General features: G+C 72.5%; 18 protein-coding genes, 2 tRNA genes and 2 pseudogenes. 11 read left to right on the top strand and 11 right to left on the bottom strand.

Annotation, left to right across the window (positions count from 1 at the left end):
- Window positions 1-33 precede the first annotated feature (33 nt).
- Window positions 34-894 (bottom strand): MurR/RpiR family transcriptional regulator, encoded by an 861-nt coding sequence (locus QCD66_RS05580; RefSeq protein ID WP_364217940.1) that lies wholly within the window; start codon window positions 892-894, stop codon window positions 34-36.
- Window positions 895-962: 68 nt separating this feature from the next.
- On the opposite strand from QCD66_RS05580, the gene QCD66_RS05585 reads away from it, so the two are divergent.
- The 3 genes and pseudogenes from QCD66_RS05585 to QCD66_RS05595 form a co-directional block, all read left to right on the top strand.
- A complete protein-coding gene (locus QCD66_RS05585; protein ID WP_375735290.1) occupies window positions 963-1,796 on the top strand; it encodes a class I SAM-dependent methyltransferase in 834 nt (277 codons plus the stop codon).
- Window positions 1,797-1,841: 45 nt separating this feature from the next.
- Complete coding sequence (locus QCD66_RS05590) at window positions 1,842-2,663, top strand: MOSC domain-containing protein (RefSeq protein ID WP_375735289.1); 822 nt, start codon at window positions 1,842-1,844, stop codon at window positions 2,661-2,663.
- A 169-nt stretch (window positions 2,664-2,832) separates the two neighbouring features.
- A pseudogene (locus QCD66_RS05595) lies at window positions 2,833-3,435 on the top strand (expansin EXLX1 family cellulose-binding protein); the annotation flags it as partial.
- 218 nt (window positions 3,436-3,653) lie between these two features.
- Here QCD66_RS05595 and QCD66_RS05600 read toward each other — a convergent pair.
- The 5 genes and pseudogenes from QCD66_RS05600 to bcp form a co-directional block, all read right to left on the bottom strand.
- Window positions 3,654-3,845 (bottom strand): annotated as a pseudogene (locus QCD66_RS05600) (hypothetical protein); the annotation flags it as partial.
- Window positions 3,846-4,095: 250 nt separating this feature from the next.
- Complete coding sequence (locus tag QCD66_RS05605) at window positions 4,096-4,614, bottom strand: GNAT family N-acetyltransferase (RefSeq protein ID WP_375735287.1); 519 nt, start codon at window positions 4,612-4,614, stop codon at window positions 4,096-4,098.
- A 62-nt stretch (window positions 4,615-4,676) separates the two neighbouring features.
- Window positions 4,677-4,762, bottom strand: a tRNA-Leu gene (locus QCD66_RS05610).
- On the bottom strand, window positions 4,748-5,641 hold the full coding sequence (locus QCD66_RS05615; RefSeq protein ID WP_375735286.1) for a hypothetical protein: 894 nt from the start codon (window positions 5,639-5,641) through the stop codon (window positions 4,748-4,750). Before QCD66_RS05615 ends, QCD66_RS05610 begins: the two co-directional genes overlap by 15 nt.
- 54 nt (window positions 5,642-5,695) lie before the next feature.
- Entirely contained in the window at window positions 5,696-6,172 is a 477-nt protein-coding gene (gene bcp, locus QCD66_RS05620; RefSeq protein ID WP_375735285.1) for a thioredoxin-dependent thiol peroxidase, read from the bottom strand.
- Window positions 6,173-6,348: 176 nt separating this feature from the next.
- On the opposite strand from bcp, the gene QCD66_RS05625 reads away from it, so the two are divergent.
- From QCD66_RS05625 to QCD66_RS05640, 4 genes are read left to right on the top strand one after another with little or no spacing between them, the layout of a single operon-like run.
- The gene (locus tag QCD66_RS05625) at window positions 6,349-7,056 is read left to right on the top strand and encodes an energy-coupling factor ABC transporter permease (RefSeq protein WP_375735284.1); all 708 of its coding nucleotides are present in this window, start codon (window positions 6,349-6,351) and stop codon (window positions 7,054-7,056) included.
- Complete coding sequence (locus QCD66_RS05630; protein WP_375735283.1) at window positions 7,053-7,400, top strand: PDGLE domain-containing protein; 348 nt, start codon at window positions 7,053-7,055, stop codon at window positions 7,398-7,400. The genes QCD66_RS05625 and QCD66_RS05630 overlap by 4 nt, the downstream gene beginning before the upstream one ends.
- Before the next feature lie 17 nt (window positions 7,401-7,417).
- Window positions 7,418-8,182: a cobalt ECF transporter T component CbiQ gene (gene cbiQ / locus QCD66_RS05635; RefSeq protein WP_375735282.1), complete on the top strand. Its 765-nt coding sequence runs from the start codon at window positions 7,418-7,420 to the stop codon at window positions 8,180-8,182.
- On the top strand, window positions 8,179-8,994 hold the full coding sequence (locus tag QCD66_RS05640) for an energy-coupling factor ABC transporter ATP-binding protein (RefSeq protein ID WP_375735281.1): 816 nt from the start codon (window positions 8,179-8,181) through the stop codon (window positions 8,992-8,994). Before cbiQ ends, QCD66_RS05640 begins: the two co-directional genes overlap by 4 nt.
- Here the strand turns inward: QCD66_RS05640 and QCD66_RS05645 are convergent.
- Genes QCD66_RS05645 through QCD66_RS05655 form a run of 3 tightly spaced genes read right to left on the bottom strand, consistent with a single transcriptional unit; the run spans window position 8,976 to window position 11,403 of the window.
- The gene (locus QCD66_RS05645; RefSeq protein ID WP_375735280.1) at window positions 8,976-10,181 is read right to left on the bottom strand and encodes a hypothetical protein; all 1,206 of its coding nucleotides are present in this window, start codon (window positions 10,179-10,181) and stop codon (window positions 8,976-8,978) included. The two genes, QCD66_RS05640 and QCD66_RS05645, sit on opposite strands and share 19 nt — an antisense overlap.
- Window positions 10,178-10,891 carry a DsbA family protein gene (locus QCD66_RS05650; RefSeq protein WP_375735279.1) on the bottom strand — a complete coding sequence of 238 codons (714 nt, stop codon included), beginning with the start codon at window positions 10,889-10,891 and terminating at the stop codon, window positions 10,178-10,180. Before QCD66_RS05650 ends, QCD66_RS05645 begins: the two co-directional genes overlap by 4 nt.
- Complete coding sequence (locus QCD66_RS05655; protein WP_375735278.1) at window positions 10,888-11,403, bottom strand: MauE/DoxX family redox-associated membrane protein; 516 nt, start codon at window positions 11,401-11,403, stop codon at window positions 10,888-10,890. The genes QCD66_RS05650 and QCD66_RS05655 overlap by 4 nt, the downstream gene beginning before the upstream one ends.
- Window positions 11,404-11,700: 297 nt before the next feature.
- Here QCD66_RS05655 and QCD66_RS05660 point away from each other — a divergent pair, with 297 nt between their 5' ends.
- A complete protein-coding gene (locus QCD66_RS05660; RefSeq protein WP_375735277.1) occupies window positions 11,701-13,404 on the top strand; it encodes a copper resistance CopC/CopD family protein in 1,704 nt (567 codons plus the stop codon).
- Between the two features lie 13 nt (window positions 13,405-13,417).
- A complete protein-coding gene (locus QCD66_RS05665; protein WP_375735276.1) occupies window positions 13,418-14,167 on the top strand; it encodes a YcnI family protein in 750 nt (249 codons plus the stop codon).
- 173 nt (window positions 14,168-14,340) lie between these two features.
- Here the strand turns inward: QCD66_RS05665 and QCD66_RS05670 are convergent, their stop codons facing one another.
- Window positions 14,341-15,594, bottom strand: coding sequence for a glycosyltransferase 87 family protein (locus tag QCD66_RS05670; RefSeq protein WP_375735275.1), 1,254 nt, complete (start codon window positions 15,592-15,594; stop codon window positions 14,341-14,343).
- A 133-nt stretch (window positions 15,595-15,727) separates the two neighbouring features.
- Here QCD66_RS05670 and orn point away from each other — a divergent pair, with 133 nt between their 5' ends.
- Both orn and QCD66_RS05680 read left to right on the top strand, forming a co-directional pair.
- The gene (gene orn / locus QCD66_RS05675) at window positions 15,728-16,318 is read left to right on the top strand and encodes an oligoribonuclease (protein WP_357544229.1); all 591 of its coding nucleotides are present in this window, start codon (window positions 15,728-15,730) and stop codon (window positions 16,316-16,318) included.
- Between the two features lie 241 nt (window positions 16,319-16,559).
- A tRNA-His gene (locus tag QCD66_RS05680) sits at window positions 16,560-16,635 on the top strand.
- Between the two features lie 50 nt (window positions 16,636-16,685).
- Here the strand turns inward: QCD66_RS05680 and QCD66_RS05685 are convergent.
- Window positions 16,686-17,948, bottom strand: coding sequence for an Ig-like domain-containing protein (locus tag QCD66_RS05685; protein WP_375735274.1), 1,263 nt, complete (start codon window positions 17,946-17,948; stop codon window positions 16,686-16,688).
- Between the last annotated feature and the right edge of the window lie 53 nt (window positions 17,949-18,001).

Here is an 18,001-nt window from a genome sequence, read left to right on the forward strand (position 1 = left end):
TTCTCAGGCGTGCTCGGGCGTTCTCAGGCGTGCTCAGGCCACGAACACGTTGCGGCTGGCCGCCGACTGCTCGAACTGCTCCAGGCGACGCTGCGCGTCGGCCGGCGCCACGTCGCAGATCGCCTGCAACAGCACCATCGCCATCGTCATCGGCGCGGTGTGCAGGTCGAAGACGAGCTGCGTGCCGACCGCCGCCGGCAGCACCACGTCGGCGTGCTCGGCGACCGGGCTGACCGCCGAGTCGGTGATCGCCACCACCGACAGCCCGGCGGCCCGCGCCTCGCGTACCGCCTCGACCGCCTCCCGCGGGTAGCGGGGCATCACCATCGCCAGCAGCGCGGTCGCCCCGGCGGCCCGGGCCTGGTCGAGCCGGTCGGCGAGCAGGCTCCCCCCGGAGTCCAAGACTCGTACGTCCGGCAGCACCTTCGCGGCGAAATAGGCGAAGTACGCGGCCAGTGGCGCCGCCGACCGCAGGCCGAGCACCGGCAGCGGCCGGCTGGCCGCCAGCAGCGACCCGGCGACGGTCAGCGGGTCGCGGTCACCGAGCTGTCCGGCGAGCCGGTGCAGGTTGTCGACCTCGTCGTGCACCGCCCGCTGCAACTCGTTGCCGGTCGCCGGGCCGGCGGCCGTCCCGTTCCCGGCACCGGCGAACTCCCGCAGCCGGCGGCGCAGTGCCGGGTAGCCGTCGTAGCCGAGCGCCATCGCGAACCGGGTCACCGACGGCTGGCTCACCCCGGCCAGTTCGGCGACCTCGGCCGCCGACAGGTACGCCGCCGACGCGGTGTGCCGCACCAGGCTGTGCGCGATCCGGCGCTGGGTCGGGGTCAGCCGGACCCCCTGGAACAGGTCGAGCACCCGGTCGGCGGTGGGTCCCTCGGGGCTCTTCCGATTCATGGGGCGAGGATATGCATGAAAATATTCAGAGCGCAACGGTTGTCATGGACTGTGATAGATATTCGGGCGTGACCGGTACAAACCTCCGGCGCCGCATCGCGCGCACCCCGCTCGCACCCGTCGCCGCGTTCCCCAAGCGGCTCCTCCGGGTGGCCCGCCACGACGCCCGCGTCCTCGGCGTCTCCGCCCGCTGGCTGTTCACCTCCCGCGAACACCACAACTACACCTACGACCTGACCCCGCTCAGCCGCGAACACCTCGCCTGGTTCGTCAGCGTCACCTGCGACCTACCCGTCGCCCAGGTCCGGACCTACCTCGCCGAGATCGAAACCGACGACGCCCTGCGCCGGCACATCGAACAAACCACCGCCACCTCCGCCCGGCGCGGCCTCGCCGACCGCCACGTCCGCTACGCCCGCCGCATCGGCTGGTACGCCATCGTCCGCGCCACCCGACCCGCCCACATCGTCGAAACCGGCGTCGACAAGGGGCTCGGCACCTGCGTGCTCGCCGCCGCCCTCCTACGCAACACCGCCGAAGGCCACCCCGGCCGGGTCACCTCGCTCGACATCAACCCCGAAGCCGGCTACCTCGCCCAGGCCCGCCCCTGGTCCGACGTCGTCGACCTCGTCATCGGCGACTCCATCGCCAGCATCGGCGCCCTCGACCGCCCCGTCGACCTCTTCCTGCACGACAGCGACCACAGCGTCGCCCACGAACGCCGCGAATTCGAAGCCGTCGAACCCAGACTCGCCCCCGGCGCCCGGCTGCTCACCGACAACGTCACCGTCACCAACGTCCTCGCCGAACACGCCGAACGCACCGGCCGCCGCTTCCTCGCCTACCGGGAGAACCCGGCCCGGCACTGGTTCCCCGGCGACGGCATCGGAATCGCCTGGTAGACCCGGCCCCGCAGCCCGCCGCCCGCCCTGTGGCAGGCTGGCCGGATGCGGCTCGCGTCCCTGCACACCCACCCCGTCAAGGGCTGCCACCGGCTCGACCACGACACCGTCCGCGTCGAGCCGTGGGGCCTCGCCGGCGACCGCCGCTGGCTCATCGTCGACGAGCACGGCACCGGCGTCACCCAACGCGACACCGCCGCACTCGTCCACGTCCGGCCCGCACCACGCCCCGGCGGCGGACTCACCCTGCACGCCACCGGGCGGCCCGCGCTCGACGTACCCGAACCGGCGCCGACCGGCGACGCGCTCGACGTACAGATCTTCGTCAACCGCACCCCGGTCGCCGCCACACCCGCCGGCACGGCCGCCGACGACTGGCTCAGCACCCTGCTCGACCGCAAGGTACGCCTCGTCTGGCTCGCCAACCCCGCCGACCAACCCATCGGCACCGAACTCAGCCGCCCCGAAGACCGAGTCAGCTTCGCCGACCGCTACCCGATGCTGGTCACCAACAGCGCCTCCCTCGACGCCCTCAACAGCCTGCTGCTCGAAGCCGGCGACGTCGAAGCACCGATACCGATGAACCGCTTCCGCGCCAACCTCGTCGTCGGCGACGCCGAACCCTGGGCCGAAGACGACTGGATCGGCCGCCGCCTCCGGTTCGGAAACGTCGTCATGCGCGCCGTCAAACCCTGCGCCCGCTGCCTCGTCACCACCATCGACCAGGAGACCGGCGAAAAGGGCCGGCAGCCGCTGCGGCTGCTCGCCCGGCACCGCAACCACGACCAGGAACTGCTCTTCGGCGTCAACCTCATCCCCGACGACACCGGACCGGTCACCGTCGGCGACCCCGTCGAGGTGATCTGACCCGCTTGCGGTGCCGGCCCCGACTCGGGCAGCATCAGCCGCCGTGAGCGAGCGAACCATAAGGGGCCACCGCCGCGTGCCCCGCCGGCCGTACGCCCGCTGGCTCGCCGCCGGGGGCCTGACCGTCGTCGCCGCCGTCGCCGGCCTCGCCGTCCTCCTGCAGACCGGGGTGCCGGCCGCGTGCGCCGTACCGACCACCGCCCAAAACGGAAAGGCCACCTTCTACGACTCGAACGGCGGCGGTGGCAACTGCTCCCACGTCGGCCCGCCCGCCAACCGCATGTACGTCGCCCTCGGCCCCACCGAATACGACGACGCGGCCGCCTGCGGCAGCTACCTCGACGTGACCGGCCCCAAGGGCAAGGTCCGCGTCATGGTCATGGACCAGTGCCCGGAATGCCCGCCCGGCCACATCGACCTCTCCCGCCAGGCATTCGCGAAGATCGCCGACCCGGTCCAGGGAGTGGTTCCGGTCACCTACCGGCGCGTCGTCGACCCGGCCCTGCCCGGCCCGCTCGCCTTCCGCATCAAGGACGGCGCCTCCCAGTGGTGGTTCGCCGTACTCGTCACCAACCACGGCAACCCGCTGAACAAGGTCGAGGCCAGACCACCCGGCGGCGGCTGGAAATCCGCCGTACGGCACGACTACAACTACTGGATCATCGAGGGCGGGCTCGGCCCCGGCCCGTACACGATCCGCGTCACCGACGACCGGGGCCGGCAGGCGGTCGCCGAAGGAATCCGGATGGCGCCCGAACAGACCCAGCAGACCAACATCTCCATGTACGGCGCACCGGCCCGCGCCACCGCCGCCAGCCCGTCGCGTCCGCCGACCCCCACCGCCGAGCCCTCCCCGACGGTCGAGCCCTCCCCGACGGTCGAGCCCTCCCCGACGGTCGAGCCCTCCCCGACGGTCGAGCCCTCCCCGACGGTCGAGCCCTCCCCGACGGTCGAGCCCTCCCCGACGGTCGAGCCCTCCCCGACGGTCGAGCCCTCCCCGACGGTCGAGCCCTCCCCGACGGTCGAGCCCTCCCCGACGGTCGAGCCCACCCCGACGGCGGTGGCCGCCAGCGAGGACGTACCGACCGCGCCCGCCGCCAGCGGCTCAACCCCACCGGCCACCTGCCACTGACTCGAACCGCGGTGCTCGGCGTCAGCCGCGCCCAGGTGCCCCAGGGCCACGGGTTGTCAGCCGGGGAGGCGGCGGATCGCTGCCGCGCCCCACAGCGAATTCGCTGTCAATACGCCGAATTCGCTGTGGCCCGCAACCGCAGTACCCGGCCGCTGACGGGTACGTGGCCATCGCCTCTTGATCGTCTGCGGTTGAGACACTCGACACGCCGGGCGCTGAACGCTTAAACCGCAGACGATCATGACGGCTGCCGACGGGACCCCGACGCAGGACAGCGGCCGGGACATCGGACGCGGCGACTCAGCGCAGCGACAACCACATCAGAACCTCGTCGCGGTCGTCGCCAGGCGCCACCCGCAACGCGCCCGGCAACCGGCCCACCTCCTTGTAACCGCACCGCGCGTAGAACTCCGTCACCCCGGCCCCGTCCCGGACCGTCAGGTGCAGCGCGTCCAACCCCATCTCCCGACCGACCCGCTCCGCCTCCCTGACCAGCGCCGCACCGTAACCGAGGCCCTGCCGGTCCGGGTGCACCATCACCCGCTTCAGAATCCGCCAATGGTCCTTGAGGACGAAGTTGTTGTCGGTCATGAACAGCATCGCGACCAGCCGCTCGCCCTCGAAGCCGGCCAGCAGCCGGTCCCGTCCCTCGTCGACCGCCGCGAACTCGGCGCGTGCCGTCGGCCACACGTCGTCCGGAGTGACCTGCCCCACGAATCCCACCGCGCCGCCGGTGTTGGTCACCGTGCACCACAGGTCGACGATCTCGTCGCGCAGGACGCCGGTCAGCGGGGGGTCGAGTACGAAGCGCAGGCCCATGCCCGCAATCCTGCCGCCCCGCACCGACGGCCCCGACGTGTCGTCGGCCACGGCCGAGTTGATGGTGCGGGAGAGGGGATTCGAACCCCTACGTCCTTTCGGACAACAGGACCTAAACCTGCCGCGGCTGCCGTTACGCCACTCCCGCCGACGCCAAGAGTCTAGAGCGCCGGGCGGCGACGGTGTTGAGGCCCACCTCGCGCAGGATGCTGGATACCGTGCCGTGGCTGACGGCGCCGGCCGGATCGAGCACGCGTAACCGGCGGGCGATCGCCTTCGGCCCCTCGCCCGGGTGGGCCAGCGCGTGCGCGATGATCCGGTCCCGCTGCGCGACGGTGCGCGAGCGTGGCCCGCCCCGCCTGATGACCAGCGAGCCGGCTTCGGCCAGCCGCCGTCGGAGCCGGTAGAAGTGGTTGCGGTGGCATCCGATCAGTCGGGCCGCCGCCACGACCGTCAGATCACCGTGATCTACCCGGTCGATGATGTCCCGGACGGCGTCGTCGTCCGGTCGATCGCCGCAGGGGCCGCTGTCCCGGGTCGCGAAGGCGGCCGATCTGGTGGACGGCCGGCGGTTTCGGCCGGCGTACGTCGATGTCTGGCTGTGGCAGTTGGGGCACAGGAACCGCAGATTGTCCGGCCGGCAGTCCCAGAACTCGCCGTTGACGTGGTCGACGTGCAGGGTCAGCGGGCGGTCGTTCCACACCGATCCGATGCCACACGCCTGGCACTTGAGCGGGACACCGGATTCGACGAGTGCCCGCCGCAGGACCTCGGGATGCGCCCGTCGCCGGTCGGTGGCCCGCAGGACCAGCACCTCCTCGGGACGCAGTCGGCGCGGGGACCGCCGGCCCCGGTTGTGCGCCCGGCCCAGGAAGTGCGAGGTGTCGATGCCCAGGATGTCGATGCGACGCCGTAGATGTGCGTGGGAGCCGCCGTTGAGCGGGAGGCCGAGGTGCCGCAACACCCCGGCCATGCTGTGGCTCGCCGCCACCGCCTCCGCGAGTACCTGCTTCGTGTACTTCACCACGTCCCCGACGCTAGACGGCAGGGCGAAGTGGAACACGAGCGCCAATCGGCAGGTTCAGTCGAGGCCGAGATCCCGGCGCAGCTTGGCGACGTGGCCGGTGGCCTTGACGTTGTAGAGCGCCTTGATGATCTTTCCGTCCTCGTCGATGACGAAAGTGGATCGGATCACCCCCGTGACCGTCTTGCCGTAGAGCTGCTTCTCGCCGAACGCGCCGTACGCGGTCAGCACCGCCTTGTCGGGGTCGGACACCAGCGGGAAGGTGAGCGCGTCGCGCTCGCGGAACTTGGCGAGCTTGGCCGGCTTGTCGGGGGAGATGCCGACGACCTCGTAGCCGGCGGCCTGGAGCGACGCGAGCGAGTCGCGGAAGTCGCAGGCCTGCTTGGTGCAGCCGGGGGTCATCGCGGAGGGGTAGACGTAGAGCACGACCTTGCGGCCGCGCAGCTCGTTCAGGGACAGCGTCTCGCCGGTGTCGGTCGGCAGTTCGAACTCGGGTGCGGGATCGCCGGGAGCGAGGCGTGCCGTTGCGGTCATGACCCGAACCCTATCGCCCGTCCGGTCCCGGTTGGCGGTGCCGGGCCGGGCATCCACGAACGGGCTAGTTGCAAGGTATTGGCAACTGCCTATGTTCCGAAATACTCTGGGAGTCGCCTGTACGCGCGGCGCACCGGCACCGCGTACCGGGCTTTCGCGCTGGTCGGGAGGAGCCCATGGACGGTCTGGCTCTGCACATCGGCAACGGGGTGCTCGACGCACCGGTTTCGATCGCCTACGCCGTGCTCACGGTGGTGGCACTGGTCTTCTGCGTGATGCGGGGGCGGCAGGATCTCGACGACCGGCTGGCACCGATGGCCGGCCTGGTGGCGGCGTTCATCTTCGCGGTCCAGATGCTCAACTTCCCGGTGTTGCCGGGGGTGAGCGGGCACCTGCTCGGCGGGGCGCTGGCGGCGTTGCTGGTCGGCCCGTGGGTGGGTGCGTTGTGCGTCGCCGTGGTGCTGGTCGTGCAGGCGCTCGTCTTCGCCGACGGCGGGATCACCGCGCTGGGGCCGAACATCTTCAACATGGCGCTGGTCGGTACGGCGGCGGCGTACGGGCTGATCGTCCTGCTGTTGCGGGTGCTGCCGCGTACGGCGGCGGGGCTGGCGGCGACGGCGTTGCTGGCGTCGGTGGTCAGCGTGGTCGCGGCGGCGTCGAGTTTCGTGCTCCAGTACGCGCTCGGCGGTACGACGGAGCTCGTGGACTACGGGCTCGGGGCGATCGCGGCGACGATGACGGGCACCCATCTGCTGATCGGTGTCGGTGAGGGGATCATCGCGGCGACGACGGTGGTGACGGTCGCGAAGACCCGGCCGGATCTGGTGTACGCCCTGCGCGGCGGCCGGCTGGCGACGGCTTCGACGGTGGGAGGCGCGGCGTGAGGCGGGGAAGCTGGTTCGTCCTCGGTGGCCTGCTGGTCGCCCTCCTGCTGGCCGGGGTGGTCAGCAACTTCGCCTCGGGCTCGCCCGACGGCCTGGACTCGGCGTCGACGAAGGGCTGCACCCTGAACGCCGACGAGGAGATCACCGGCGGCAGTTGCATGGCGCGCAACGCGAAGGACCACGAGTGGGCCGGCAGCCCGCTGGCCGACTACGGGCTGCGGGGCGTCGACAACCCCTTCCTGGCGACGGCGGTGGCCGGGGCGACCGGGGTGTTGCTCACCTTCGCCGTCGGCGGCGGGCTGTTCTGGCTGGTCCGCGGCCGGCGTCCGGCGGATCGCGCGTAGCCGGGGCGGGAGCGGGGATGGCCGGCTGGTCCGCGGACGTCCTGCACCTCGACCGGGACAGCCCGCTCCACCGGCTCCCACCCGAGGTGAAGATCGCGGCGGCGGTGGCGGTGACGCTGGTCGTGGTGGCCACGCCCCGCGAGGTGTTCTGGGCCTTCGGCGGATACGCCGTACTGGTCGCGGTGGTGGCGGCGGTGGGCCGGGTGCCGGCCGGCTGGCTGGCCCGTCGGGCCCTGGTCGAGACGCCGTTCGTGCTGCTGGCGCTGGTGCTGCCGTTCGTCGGGGCCGGCGAGCGGGTCACCTGGCTGGGGCTGGGGTTGTCGGTGGAGGGGCTGCTCGGCGGGTGGAACATCCTGGTCAAGGGGACGCTCGGCGTACTCGTGTCGTTGCTTCTGGCGGCGACCACGACGAGCCGGGACCTGATCGTCGGCCTGGACCGGCTGCGGTGTCCGCGGATCGTGACCCAGATCGCGATGTTCATGGTCCGCTACCTGGACGTGCTGGTCGGCGAGGCCCGCCGGATGCGGGTGGCCCGGATCTCGCGCGGCGACGATCCGAGGTTCCTGTGGCAGTTGCGGGGCTTCGCGGCCGGGATCGGCGCGCTGTTCCTGCGGGCGTTCGAGCGCGGGGAGCGGGTGTATCTGGCGATGCTGTCGCGCGGCTACTCCGGCCGGATGCCGCCGGCGGGTGCGGGCGTGGCGTCGGCGGGGCAGTGGCTGTTGGCGGCGACGGTCCCGGCCGTCGCGGCGGGCGTCGGTGTCACGGCGGTGCTGCTGTCATGACCGGGCCGGTTTCGCTGGAGGTGCGTGGCCTCGACTACACGTACCCCGACGGTCAGGTCGCCCTGCGTGGCGTCGACCTGCGGGTGCCGCGTGGGGCGCGGGTCGCGCTGCTGGGGCCGAACGGCGCCGGCAAGACGACCCTGGTGCTGCATCTCAACGGGGTGCTGCACGGCGGGGCGGGTACGGTCACGGTCGGTGGCCTGGCCGTCGGGCGCGACCGGGCCACGCTGGCGGAGATTCGCCGCCGGGTCGGCATCGTCTTCCAGGATCCGGACGACCAGTTGTTCCTGCCGACGGTCGCCGAGGATGTCGCGTTCGGTCCGGCCAATCTGGGGCTGCGGGGGGCGGAGTTGTCGGCCCGGGTCGACGAGGCGCTGGCCGCCGTCGGGATGTCGGCGTACCGGGACCGCGTCCCGCACCACCTGTCGTACGGGCAGCGGCGGCGGGTGGCGGTGGCGACGGTGCTGGCGATGCGGCCGGAGATCCTGGTGCTGGACGAGCCGTCGTCGAACTTGGATCCGGCGTCTCGGCGGGAGCTGGCCGCGATCCTGCGGGCGCTGCCGGTGACGCTGCTGATGGTGACCCATGATCTGCCGTACGCGATGGAGTTGTGCGCCCGGTCGGTGATCCTGGACGCGGGGCGGGTGGTGGCCGACGGGGCGACTGTGGACCTGCTGGCCGATGCCGAGCTGCTGGCCCGGCACCGGCTGGAGTTGCCGTACGGCTTCGATCCGGCGCTCGCGGCGGCGCAGCTCGCCGCCCGGGATCGGCCGCCCGCGGGGCCGGCGTCGGCTCAGGAGGCGTTGGCGTAGCCGGCGTCGGCGGGGATGTCCGGTGCCGGGGTGTCGCCGCCGGGCGGCCCACCGGTCGACGGGCTGCCGGCGTCGTCGGGTTCGGTGGCCCGGCGCGGCGCCCGGCGGGCCGCCGAGTGCATCCGTAGCAGGCCGGCGGCGGCGACCCCGGCGCCGACGGCGACCGCGACGGCGATGACGAGCCGGGCCCAGGTCGCCGGCCAGGGGGCGGGGGCGACGGCGCGGGCGAGTACGCCGGCGTTGACCGCCCCGTGGAAGATCGCCAGGAAGAGGCCGGCGAGCACGAGTGCGAAGTCGGTGGCGGACCGGCGGAGCAGGACGCGGCCGCCGACGGTGACGGCGAACAGGCCGACCGCGAGGGGCAGCCCGTGCCTGGCGAGCAGGCCGATCAGGATCGCGCCGGCACCGGTCGTGCCGGCGTCGAGTTCGCGGGCGACGGCGAAGGCGACGGCGCAGCCGCCGCCGACGACACAGAGGGCGCCGAGTATGCCGGTGGCGGCGGGGGCGTGGCGGCCGGGCAGGATGCCGAGCGCGCCGATGGTGACGGTGCCGAGCAGGATCCAGGCCCACCACGCCCAGGGGTCGGGTGGCGGCACCCAGTCGAGGGTGCCGGTGACGGTGACGGTGGTGCCGGCGAGGCGTACCGGCACCGTCCAGTCGCGGACCCGCTGCTCGCGGGTGGGGTCGGCGCGTACGCCGGGGGGCGGGTCGGCGGCGAGCCAGGTGGTGCGTTGGTCGTGCCAGCGGGCGACCGGGTCGGTGCCGGTGCGCTGCCAGCGGGGTGGCGCGGTCGGGTCGACGCCGGCCGGGACCGGGGTGTCGCCGGCGAGGGTGCGGGTGCGGTAGGTGGTGGGGGAGTTGAGGTTCTCGTACGTCCCGTCGGGCCGTATCTCGAGGTACGGCTCGTCGGCGTAGCCGGGGATCTCGACGACGCGGCCGGTGTGGTTGGTCAGTTCCAGCCGGGCGCCGGCCTCGATGGTGCGTACGGTCAGGCCCGGCACGGCCGGGGTGACGCCGGTGATCCGGACCCGGTGGTCGGTGCCGTCGGGGGTGTCGGCGCCGTGGGCGCGGGCCGGGCCGGCCAGGGCGAGTGCCGCGAGCAGTCCGGTGACGGCGGCGATCAGCAGGGCCGCCGCCCTGGGGCGGTGGCCGGCCGCCGGAACGGTTCCGGCGGCCGGGCGGGTCACCGTCCGGTGGCGTCGATGGCCGCCCGGATCGCGTCGACGCTGTTCTGCACCGGCTGGCCGTCGACGAAGACCGTCGGGGTGCCGCGGATGCCGCGCTCGCTGGCGAGGTCGGTGACGTGTTCCGTCCACGACCTGAACCTACCGTCGCGGATGCAGGTGCCGAACGTGTCCTCGTCGAGGCCGACGCCGCCGCCGATGCGGATCAGTTCGTCGGTGCTGAGGCCCGCGCCGCCTTCGGCCGGTTGCCGTTCGAACAGTGCCGACGAGTATTCGCCGTACCTGCCGCCGTCGGCGGCGCAGCCGGCCGCGGCCGACGCCCGGCTCGAGTAGCCGGTGGTGGAGGCGCGGTCGAGGTAGGCGACGGGGTGGTGGACGACGCGGATGCGGCCGTCGGCGACGAGTTGGTCGAGTACCGGCCCGACCTGGGTCTCGAACTGCCGGCAGGCGGGGCAGAGGAAGTCCTCGTAGACGTCGACGGTGACCGGGCCGGTGCCGACGGCGATGCCGCTGCCGTCGGCGGTGGCGCCGGTCGGGGCGTGGTATTCGTCGGCCCGCTGGCTGGCGAACACGCCCCAGCCGATCATTCCGGCGATCACCAGCGCGGCGACGGCGACGACCGACGTCCACAGGGTGCGCTGGCGGCGCCGTTCCCGGGCCATCTGCTGGCGGACCACCTTCGCCGCCCGTTTCTGTCCGGCTCTGCTGCTCACTGCTCCTCCTCGGGGCGGGTTGCGCCCATGGCGTCGACTGAGATCCGGGTGTGTGGCCTGACCAGCAGGAACCCGGCGAGGGCGAGGAAGCCGAGGTCGCGCAGGAGTTCGGGGCCGTAGCTGGGGGTCTGCCCGGCGGGGAGTTGGCCGCCGGTGCCGAAGCAGCCGCAGCCGATGGTCAGGCCGCGGACCCAGGCCGAGGTGATGCCGGCGACGAAGACGACCAGCAGGGCCGCGGAGACGGCGGCGGCGAGCCGGGTCGCCACCCCGAGGAGCAGCAGTACGCCGAGCGTGATCTCCACGAACGGCAGTGCGGCGCCGACGATCTTCGCGACGTCGTACGGCATGACCTCGTACGCGGCGACGGCGCGGCCGGAGGCGGCCAGGTCGCCGACCTTGCTGGCGCCGGCCAGCAGCCACACGGCGGCCAGCCCGAGCCGTACGGCGGTGCCGATCCACGGCAGGACGGCGGATCGGCGGGTCTCGCCCACGGTGTTCACGGTCACGCTCACCTGCCGTCCTGACGGTCGTCCGCCGGTGGCCACGGCGGGGCTCGCGGGCGTGATCTCCGTCGCGCCCGTCCGCCGCGTCAGACGGTATGGCCGCGGCTACTACCGGCCGTAGGGCCAAAGGTCACCAGCCCGGCCAGAACGCGGGCAAGTTTCCCGCGTGCGGGGGAACTATTCCGGGTGGCCGTCCGACTACCTGCTGATGTCGCGTTGATCCGCCGGTCGCGGATCAGTCGATCTTCGGAGGTGATGGGTGTCCGGACTCGCGTCGAACGGGCCCGGTCGGCGAGCATGTCCGACATGACTGCCGCAGATCATCGATTGCCGTCGCCGCCCACGACGTCGTCGGCCCCGGCGCGCCGGGCGACCCCGAGGCGGTGCGCGGCCCTGCTGGCGGTGCTGGTCGCCGCCCTCGCCACGCTGCTCGTCCCGGCCACCCCGGCGTACGCGCACGCCGTACTCAGCAGCACCAGTCCGGTCGCCGAGACGGTGGTGCCGACCGCCCCGGCCGAGGTGGTGCTCACCTTCAGCGAGTCGGTCCGCAAGGTCACCGACAAGATCCGGGTGATCGGCCCGGACGGGGCGCGGGTCGACCGTGGCGAGCCGGCGTTCAACGGCTCGGTGGTGACGATCCCGGTCGACCAGGGCGGCGCGCGCGGCACCTACCTGGTCAGCTACCGGGTGATCTCCGCCGACAGCCATCCGGTCAGCGGCGCCTTCACCTACTCGGTCGGCAACCCGTCGGAGCCGCCGACCGACGACGGCAGCGACCGCGCCGATCCGGTCGTCGCGGCCGCGATCCCGGTCGCCAAGTACGTCGGGTACACCGGCCTGCTGCTGGTCGTCGGCCCGGTGCTGGTGCTGATGCTGCTGTGGCCGCAGCGGCTGTCGCGGGCGGGGCCGGCCCGGCTGGTCTGGACCGGTGCCGGCCTGATCACCGTGTCGGCGCTGGCGGCGATCTGGCTGCAGGTGCCGTACACCAACGGTGGCGGGATCTTCGACGGCAGCGGTGCCGCGCTCGGCGACGTGCTCGGCAGCCTGTACGGCACGGTCCACCTGGTCCGGCTCGGCATCCTGCTCGCGGCGGCGTTCCTGTTGTGGCCGCTGCTGCACGGCGACGGCCGGGCGACCCGCAGCGACCAGGTGCTGCTCGGCATTCTCGGCGGTGCCGCGCTGTTGACCTGGCCGCTGTCGGGGCACGCGGCGGCCGCCCTGGTGCCGGCGGTGTCGGTGGTGGTCGACGCCGTGCACCTGGCCGCGATGGCGGTGTGGCTGGGCGGGCTGGTGATGCTGGTGGCGTTCCTGCTGCGGCAGGCCGACGACCGGGAACTCGGCGCGATCCTGCCGGTGTGGTCGCGGTGGGCGACGTTCGCGGTCTGCGCGCTGCTGCTCGCCGGTGTGGTGCAGGCGCTGCTGGAGGTCGGCACCCCGCAGGCGCTGATCAGCACCAGGTACGGGCAGTTGATCATCGCCAAGGTGGTCCTGTTCGCCGTGGTGCTCGCGGTGGCGGCGTTCGCCCGCAGGCTGGTTCAACGACGGACCGCGCCGGAGGAACCGGGCCGGATGCGTAAGGCGGTGTGGCTCGAACTCGGCATCGCCGCGATCATCCTGGCGGTCAGCGCGGTGCTGGTCCAGACGACGCCGGCCCGTACGGCGGTCGCCGGCGGCGCGGACGGCGGCGTGGAGTACTTCACGACCACCGCGACGAGTTCGATCTACTCGTTGCAGATCGAGATGGACCCGGCCGCCCGGGGCAACAACTCGCTGCACATGTACGCCTACACCCTCGACAACCGGCCGCTGCCGGTGGTGGAGTGGCGGGCCACGATCGCGCTGCCCGACCAGGGGGTGGAGCCGATCGACATCGCGCTGCTGAAGCTGACCGACAACCACGCCTTCGGTGAGATCCGCCTGCCGGCCGCCGGTGACTGGCAGATGCGAGTCACGGTCCGGATATCCGAGATCGACCAGGACACGGTGACGGTCACCGTGCCCGTCACGTAGAGAGGTCCCGTTCATGACCCGTCTTCGTCGTTCCGTGACCGCCGCGGCGGTCCTCACCCTGGGGGCGGTCGTCGGCGCCGTGCTCGGGTTCGCCGCACCCGCGGCGGCGCACATCACCGTCAACCCGAACGAGGCCAACCAGGGCGGGTACGCCCGGCTGGCGTTCCGGGTGCCGAACGAGAGCGACGAGGCGGCCACCACCAAGGTGGAGGTGTTCTTCCCCGAGGACGCGCCGGTGGCGTCGGTGACGACGATGCCGGTGCCGGGGTGGACGGTCGCGGTGGAGAAGCGGGCCGTCAACCCGCCGCTGGAGGTGCACGGCAGCCAGGTGACCGAGGCGGTTGCGAAGATCACCTGGACGGCGTCGTCGGACGACACGGGCGTCAAGCCGGGCGAGTTCCAGGAGTTCCCGGTCTCGGCCGGCCCGCTGCCGGAGGTCGACCAGATGGTGTTCCGGGCGCTCCAGACCTACTCCGACGGCAACGTGGTCCGCTGGATCGACCCGCCGGCGGCGGCCGGCGGTGAGGAACCGGCCAGCCCCGCTCCCGTGCTGCGGTTGGCGGCCGCGCCGGCGGACGGCGCCCCGGCGGGAGGTACCCCGTCGGCCGGTGTCAGTGCCGCGGCGGTCCCGGCGTCGGGCACCAGCGACGGCGGGTCGAACGCGTGGGGCATCGCCGGTCTCGTCGCCGGGCTCGCCGGCCTGGTTCTCGGCGGGCTCGCGTACGCGCGTACCCGGCGCGTCGGCGCGCCGCCGGCCGCCTGACGGCGTCCGTACGGCGGGCGGCCCCGCGCGCTGCCGACGCGCGGGGCCGCCCTCACCGGGGGAGCGGTGCAGAGAAGTTCGTCCGCTGAGCGCCACATTACGGGCGAAAGGTGTGACTAGCTAGATCTGTCCGTTTTGCCTGGCGGGTGGTAGGGGCGGGCTCTCCTGCCCGGCTACCAGCCGAGCGTCCCGCCGTGCCGGCGCACCGGCAGGCCGACCAGCAGCAGCAGCGAGACCAGGACGAACAGGTTCCGCAGCAGGAACTCGCCGACCGAACTCGTCGGCACCGGATCGTTGCCCCACACCGGAAACGACACGACGCCGTACACCGACGCGGCGAAGACGACGCCGGCCGCCACCAGGTAACCCGGCCGCCACCGCGAACCCCCGCCGCCGGGTACCGGCAGCGCGGCGTCGACCAGCACGATCATCGCCGGCACCAGCCAGAACAGGTGGTGCGACCAGGAGATCGGGCTGATCAGCGCGCCGACCAGCCCGGCCAGCGTCAGGCCGGCGATCGGGTCCACCCCCGCCGACACCGCCCGCGCCGCCCGCCACAGCCCGAACCCGGTCACCGCCAGCACCAGGACGATCCAGAGAACCCGGTTGGCCGCCTCGGGGGCGGTGAACCTGCTGAGCATGCCCAGCAGGGACTGGTTGGCGGTGTAGTCGAGCCGGCCGACCCGGTCGGTGGCCCACAGTTCGTGCGTCCAGAACCGCCACGAGTCGCCGGGCGTGACCGCGGCCGACAGCAGGGTCGCCACGGCCGCCGTGACGCTGGCCACCAGCGCCGCCCGCCACCGCCGGGTCACCAGCAGGAAGACGATGAAGATCCCCGGAAACAGCTTCAGCGCCGTCGCCAGCCCGACGCCGACCCCGGCCCACCGCGAACCGCGCGGTACGGCGAACAGCAGGTCGGCCAGGATCAGCACGATCAGCAGCATGTTGATCTGGCCGAACGCCAGCGTCTCCCGGCTCGGCTCGATCACCAGCACCAGCGGCACCGCGAGCCCGGCGACGAACCAGCGCGGCAGGTCCCGCCGGTCCGCCGCCGGCCCGACCAGCCACCAGGTGGTGACCGCGACCGCGACCAGCGTCAGCAGCGAGAAGATCGCGAAGGTCGCGCCGAGCGGCAGCCACGCGAACGGCCGCAGCAACAGCGCCGTGAACGGCGGGTACGTGAAGTACAACTCGCCCTGCACCGGATCCGGCTGCCGGTAGTCGTAGAGCGGGTTCCCCTCGTTCCACCACCGCATCGCCGACATGTAGATCCGCAGATCGAAGAAGTCGTGGCGGTTGCCGTACCAGGCGAGGAAGGTGGCGGCCGCTGTCGTGACGGCGGTGACGGCGGCGATCCGGCGGACTGTCCGGCCGCTGCCGGCGGTGTCGTCGACCGGTATCCGTGCGGTGGGTGGTGCGGCTGCCACGTCGGCAACCCTAGGCCATCAACGGCACCCGGACGGCGCGGTGCCGGCAGTCGCCCGGCCGCGTCCGTCGCCGGGCGCCGCGCGGTGCGCCACGTCGAGGCACACCGGCCACGCCGGGGCGTAGGCTGTTCCAGTGCGTGATCTTCTTGTCTGGATCGACTGTGAGATGACCGGGCTCGATCTCGGTGGGGACGCTTTGATCGAGGTCGCCGCGTTGGTGACCGACCCCGACCTCACGGTCCTCGGCGAGGGTGTCGACGTGGTGATCCACGCCGACGACGCGGTGCTCGACGCGATGCCGGACATCGTCCGGACGATGCACGAGAAGTCCGGCCTGACCGAGGAGGTACGCCGCTCCGCGGTGAGCCTCACCGAGGCCGAGGACATGGTGCTCGACTACGTCCGCACGTACGTCAAGGAGCCCCGGACCGCCCCGCTGTGCGGCAACTCCATCGCCACCGACCGCGGCTTCCTGGCCCGCGACATGCCCCGCCTCGACGGCTACCTGCACTACCGGATGATCGACGTGTCGTCGATCAAGGAGCTGTGCCGGCGCTGGTACCCCCGGGTCTATTTCGGGCAGCCGCCGAAGGGCCTCGCCCACCGGGCGCTCGCCGACATCCGGGAGAGCATCCGCGAGCTGGAGTACTACCGCCGTACCCTGTTCGTTCCGCTGCCCGGCCCCGACGTCGAGACCGCCAAGGCCATCGCCGCCGAGCTCTGAGGCCGGCCGGGGGCTGGTTGTCGCTCAGCCGGGTCCGGGCGTTGCTCGGCCCGGTCCGGTCGTGCTCGGCCGGGTCCGGTCACGGCTCGGCGGGGTCCGGTCCCGGCCCGGCAGGGTCCCGGTTGCCCGGCGGGGACGGGCCGGCGCGGCGCGCCGGAACCCACTCGACGGCGGGGGTACCGGTGTGGCTATCATTGTGCGGCACCGTCCCGCGAGCCTCGCTCACGGAACCGGTTGCATGGTGGCCGTAGCTCAGCAGGTAGAGCGCCGGGTTGTGGTCCCGGATGTCGGGGGTTCAAGTCCCCTCGGTCACCCCAGTAGGTCGAAAGGGCCGGTCAGGATCTCCTGACCGGCCCTTTCGCTTCGCTCAGTTGCCCGGCGTGGCGCTCGTGTCCGGCGTCGCCGGGGTGTCGGTCGCCGGCTCGTACGGCAGCGCGCTGCCCTTGACGTACTCGTCCCAGCTCACGTTCCAGTCGGTCCAGCCGTTGCCGAGCTGGAGCTTGCGCTCGGTGCCCTTGACCGTCACCGGGTCACCGACCCGGGTCTGGTTGAACAGCCAGCTCGCGTTCTCGTTCGACATGTTGACGCAACCGTGCGAGACGTTGCGTCGCCCCTGGTCGGCCACCGACCACGGCGCCGCGTGGATGAACTCGCCACCCCAGGTCAGCCGCTGCGCGTATTCGATGTCGGTGCGGTAGCCCTCCTCCGGGCCCAGCTCGTCGAAGGTGTCGAAGACCGTCTCCTTGAGCTTCTCCATCACGACCATCGTGCCGCTCGACGACGGGGTGCTCTGCTTGCCCAGACTGATCGGGATCGTCTTGATCACGGCGCCGTCCTTGGTCACCGTCATCTTCTTCGACGCGTTGTCGACGACCATCTCCACCGCCGCACCCACCTTGGCGTCGATGGTCAGGTCGGCCCGGCCGTACCAGCCGTCGCCCATCGGCAGGCCACCGGTCTGCGCCTTGTAGAACAGCTTGGTGTTCGCCTGCCAGTATTCCTTCGGGCGGAACCGGACCTCGGTCGGGCTGGCCCAGTTCCAGATGCCCTCCTGCGCCGGCTCGGTGCGCACCGTCAGCCGCCGCTGCACGTCGTCGCGGTAGTCCTCCGGGATCGCCCGGCTGAACCGCAGGATCAGCGGCATCGCGATCCCGACCACCTGGTTGTCACCCATGAAGCTGGTCACCCGCACCTGGTTGGCGGGCTTGGCCATGGTGGTGAACGAGTGGCTGGCCGTCACCGGCTTGCCGTCGTCGCCGGTGGCCGTCACCGTCGCCGTGTAGGCGGTCGCGTAGGCCAGTTGCCCCGACGGCAGCCAGCTCTTGCCGTCGGCGGTCAGCGCGCCCTCCACGACCTCGCCGGCGGCGTCCTTCAGCTCGACCGTGCTCTGGGTGGCGCCCTCGGTGGTGAAGGTGATCTCGGTCGACGCCGGCACGTCCGTGGCGTCGGCGGCCGGCACGGTGATCGCCGCGGTCGCCTTGGGCCCCTGCTCCTGCTGCTGCCCGCCCTGCCACGAGGGGCCGTTGCCGCCGCCGGAGCAGGCCGACGTCAGTGCCACCGCCCCGACGAGTACGGCCGCCGCCAGCGCCCGACGGGCGTGCTGTGTCCGCTGCATTCGGTTCGGTCGCATGGCTCCCTCACAAAAGTCGCTCTCGACAACCATCGTCTCTCAGAGACGGAAAG

Origin of the sequence: Polymorphospora sp. A560 (assembly GCF_045781765.1) — a bacterium.
Lineage (GTDB): Bacteria > Actinomycetota > Actinomycetes > Mycobacteriales > Micromonosporaceae > Polymorphospora > Polymorphospora lycopeni.

What these genes read in the sequence shown, in the direction of transcription:
- QCD66_RS05590 (WP_375735289.1), top strand. Translation starts at nt 1,842, where the DNA reads ATGCGGCTCGCGTCCCTGCACACCCACCCCGTCAAGGGCTGCCACCGG.
- cbiQ (WP_375735282.1), top strand. Translation starts at nt 7,418, where the DNA reads ATGGCCGGCTGGTCCGCGGACGTCCTGCACCTCGACCGGGACAGCCCG.
- bcp (WP_375735285.1), bottom strand. Translation starts at nt 6,172, where the DNA reads ATGACCGCAACGGCACGCCTCGCTCCCGGCGATCCCGCACCCGAGTTC.
- QCD66_RS05605 (WP_375735287.1), bottom strand. Translation starts at nt 4,614, where the DNA reads ATGGGCCTGCGCTTCGTACTCGACCCCCCGCTGACCGGCGTCCTGCGC.
- QCD66_RS05640 (WP_375735281.1), top strand. Translation starts at nt 8,179, where the DNA reads ATGACCGGGCCGGTTTCGCTGGAGGTGCGTGGCCTCGACTACACGTAC.
- QCD66_RS05685 (WP_375735274.1), bottom strand. Translation starts at nt 17,948, where the DNA reads ATGCGACCGAACCGAATGCAGCGGACACAGCACGCCCGTCGGGCGCTG.
- QCD66_RS05660 (WP_375735277.1), top strand. Translation starts at nt 11,701, where the DNA reads ATGACTGCCGCAGATCATCGATTGCCGTCGCCGCCCACGACGTCGTCG.
- QCD66_RS05625 (WP_375735284.1), top strand. Translation starts at nt 6,349, where the DNA reads ATGGACGGTCTGGCTCTGCACATCGGCAACGGGGTGCTCGACGCACCG.
- QCD66_RS05580 (WP_364217940.1), bottom strand. Translation starts at nt 894, where the DNA reads ATGAATCGGAAGAGCCCCGAGGGACCCACCGCCGACCGGGTGCTCGAC.
- QCD66_RS05665 (WP_375735276.1), top strand. Translation starts at nt 13,418, where the DNA reads ATGACCCGTCTTCGTCGTTCCGTGACCGCCGCGGCGGTCCTCACCCTG.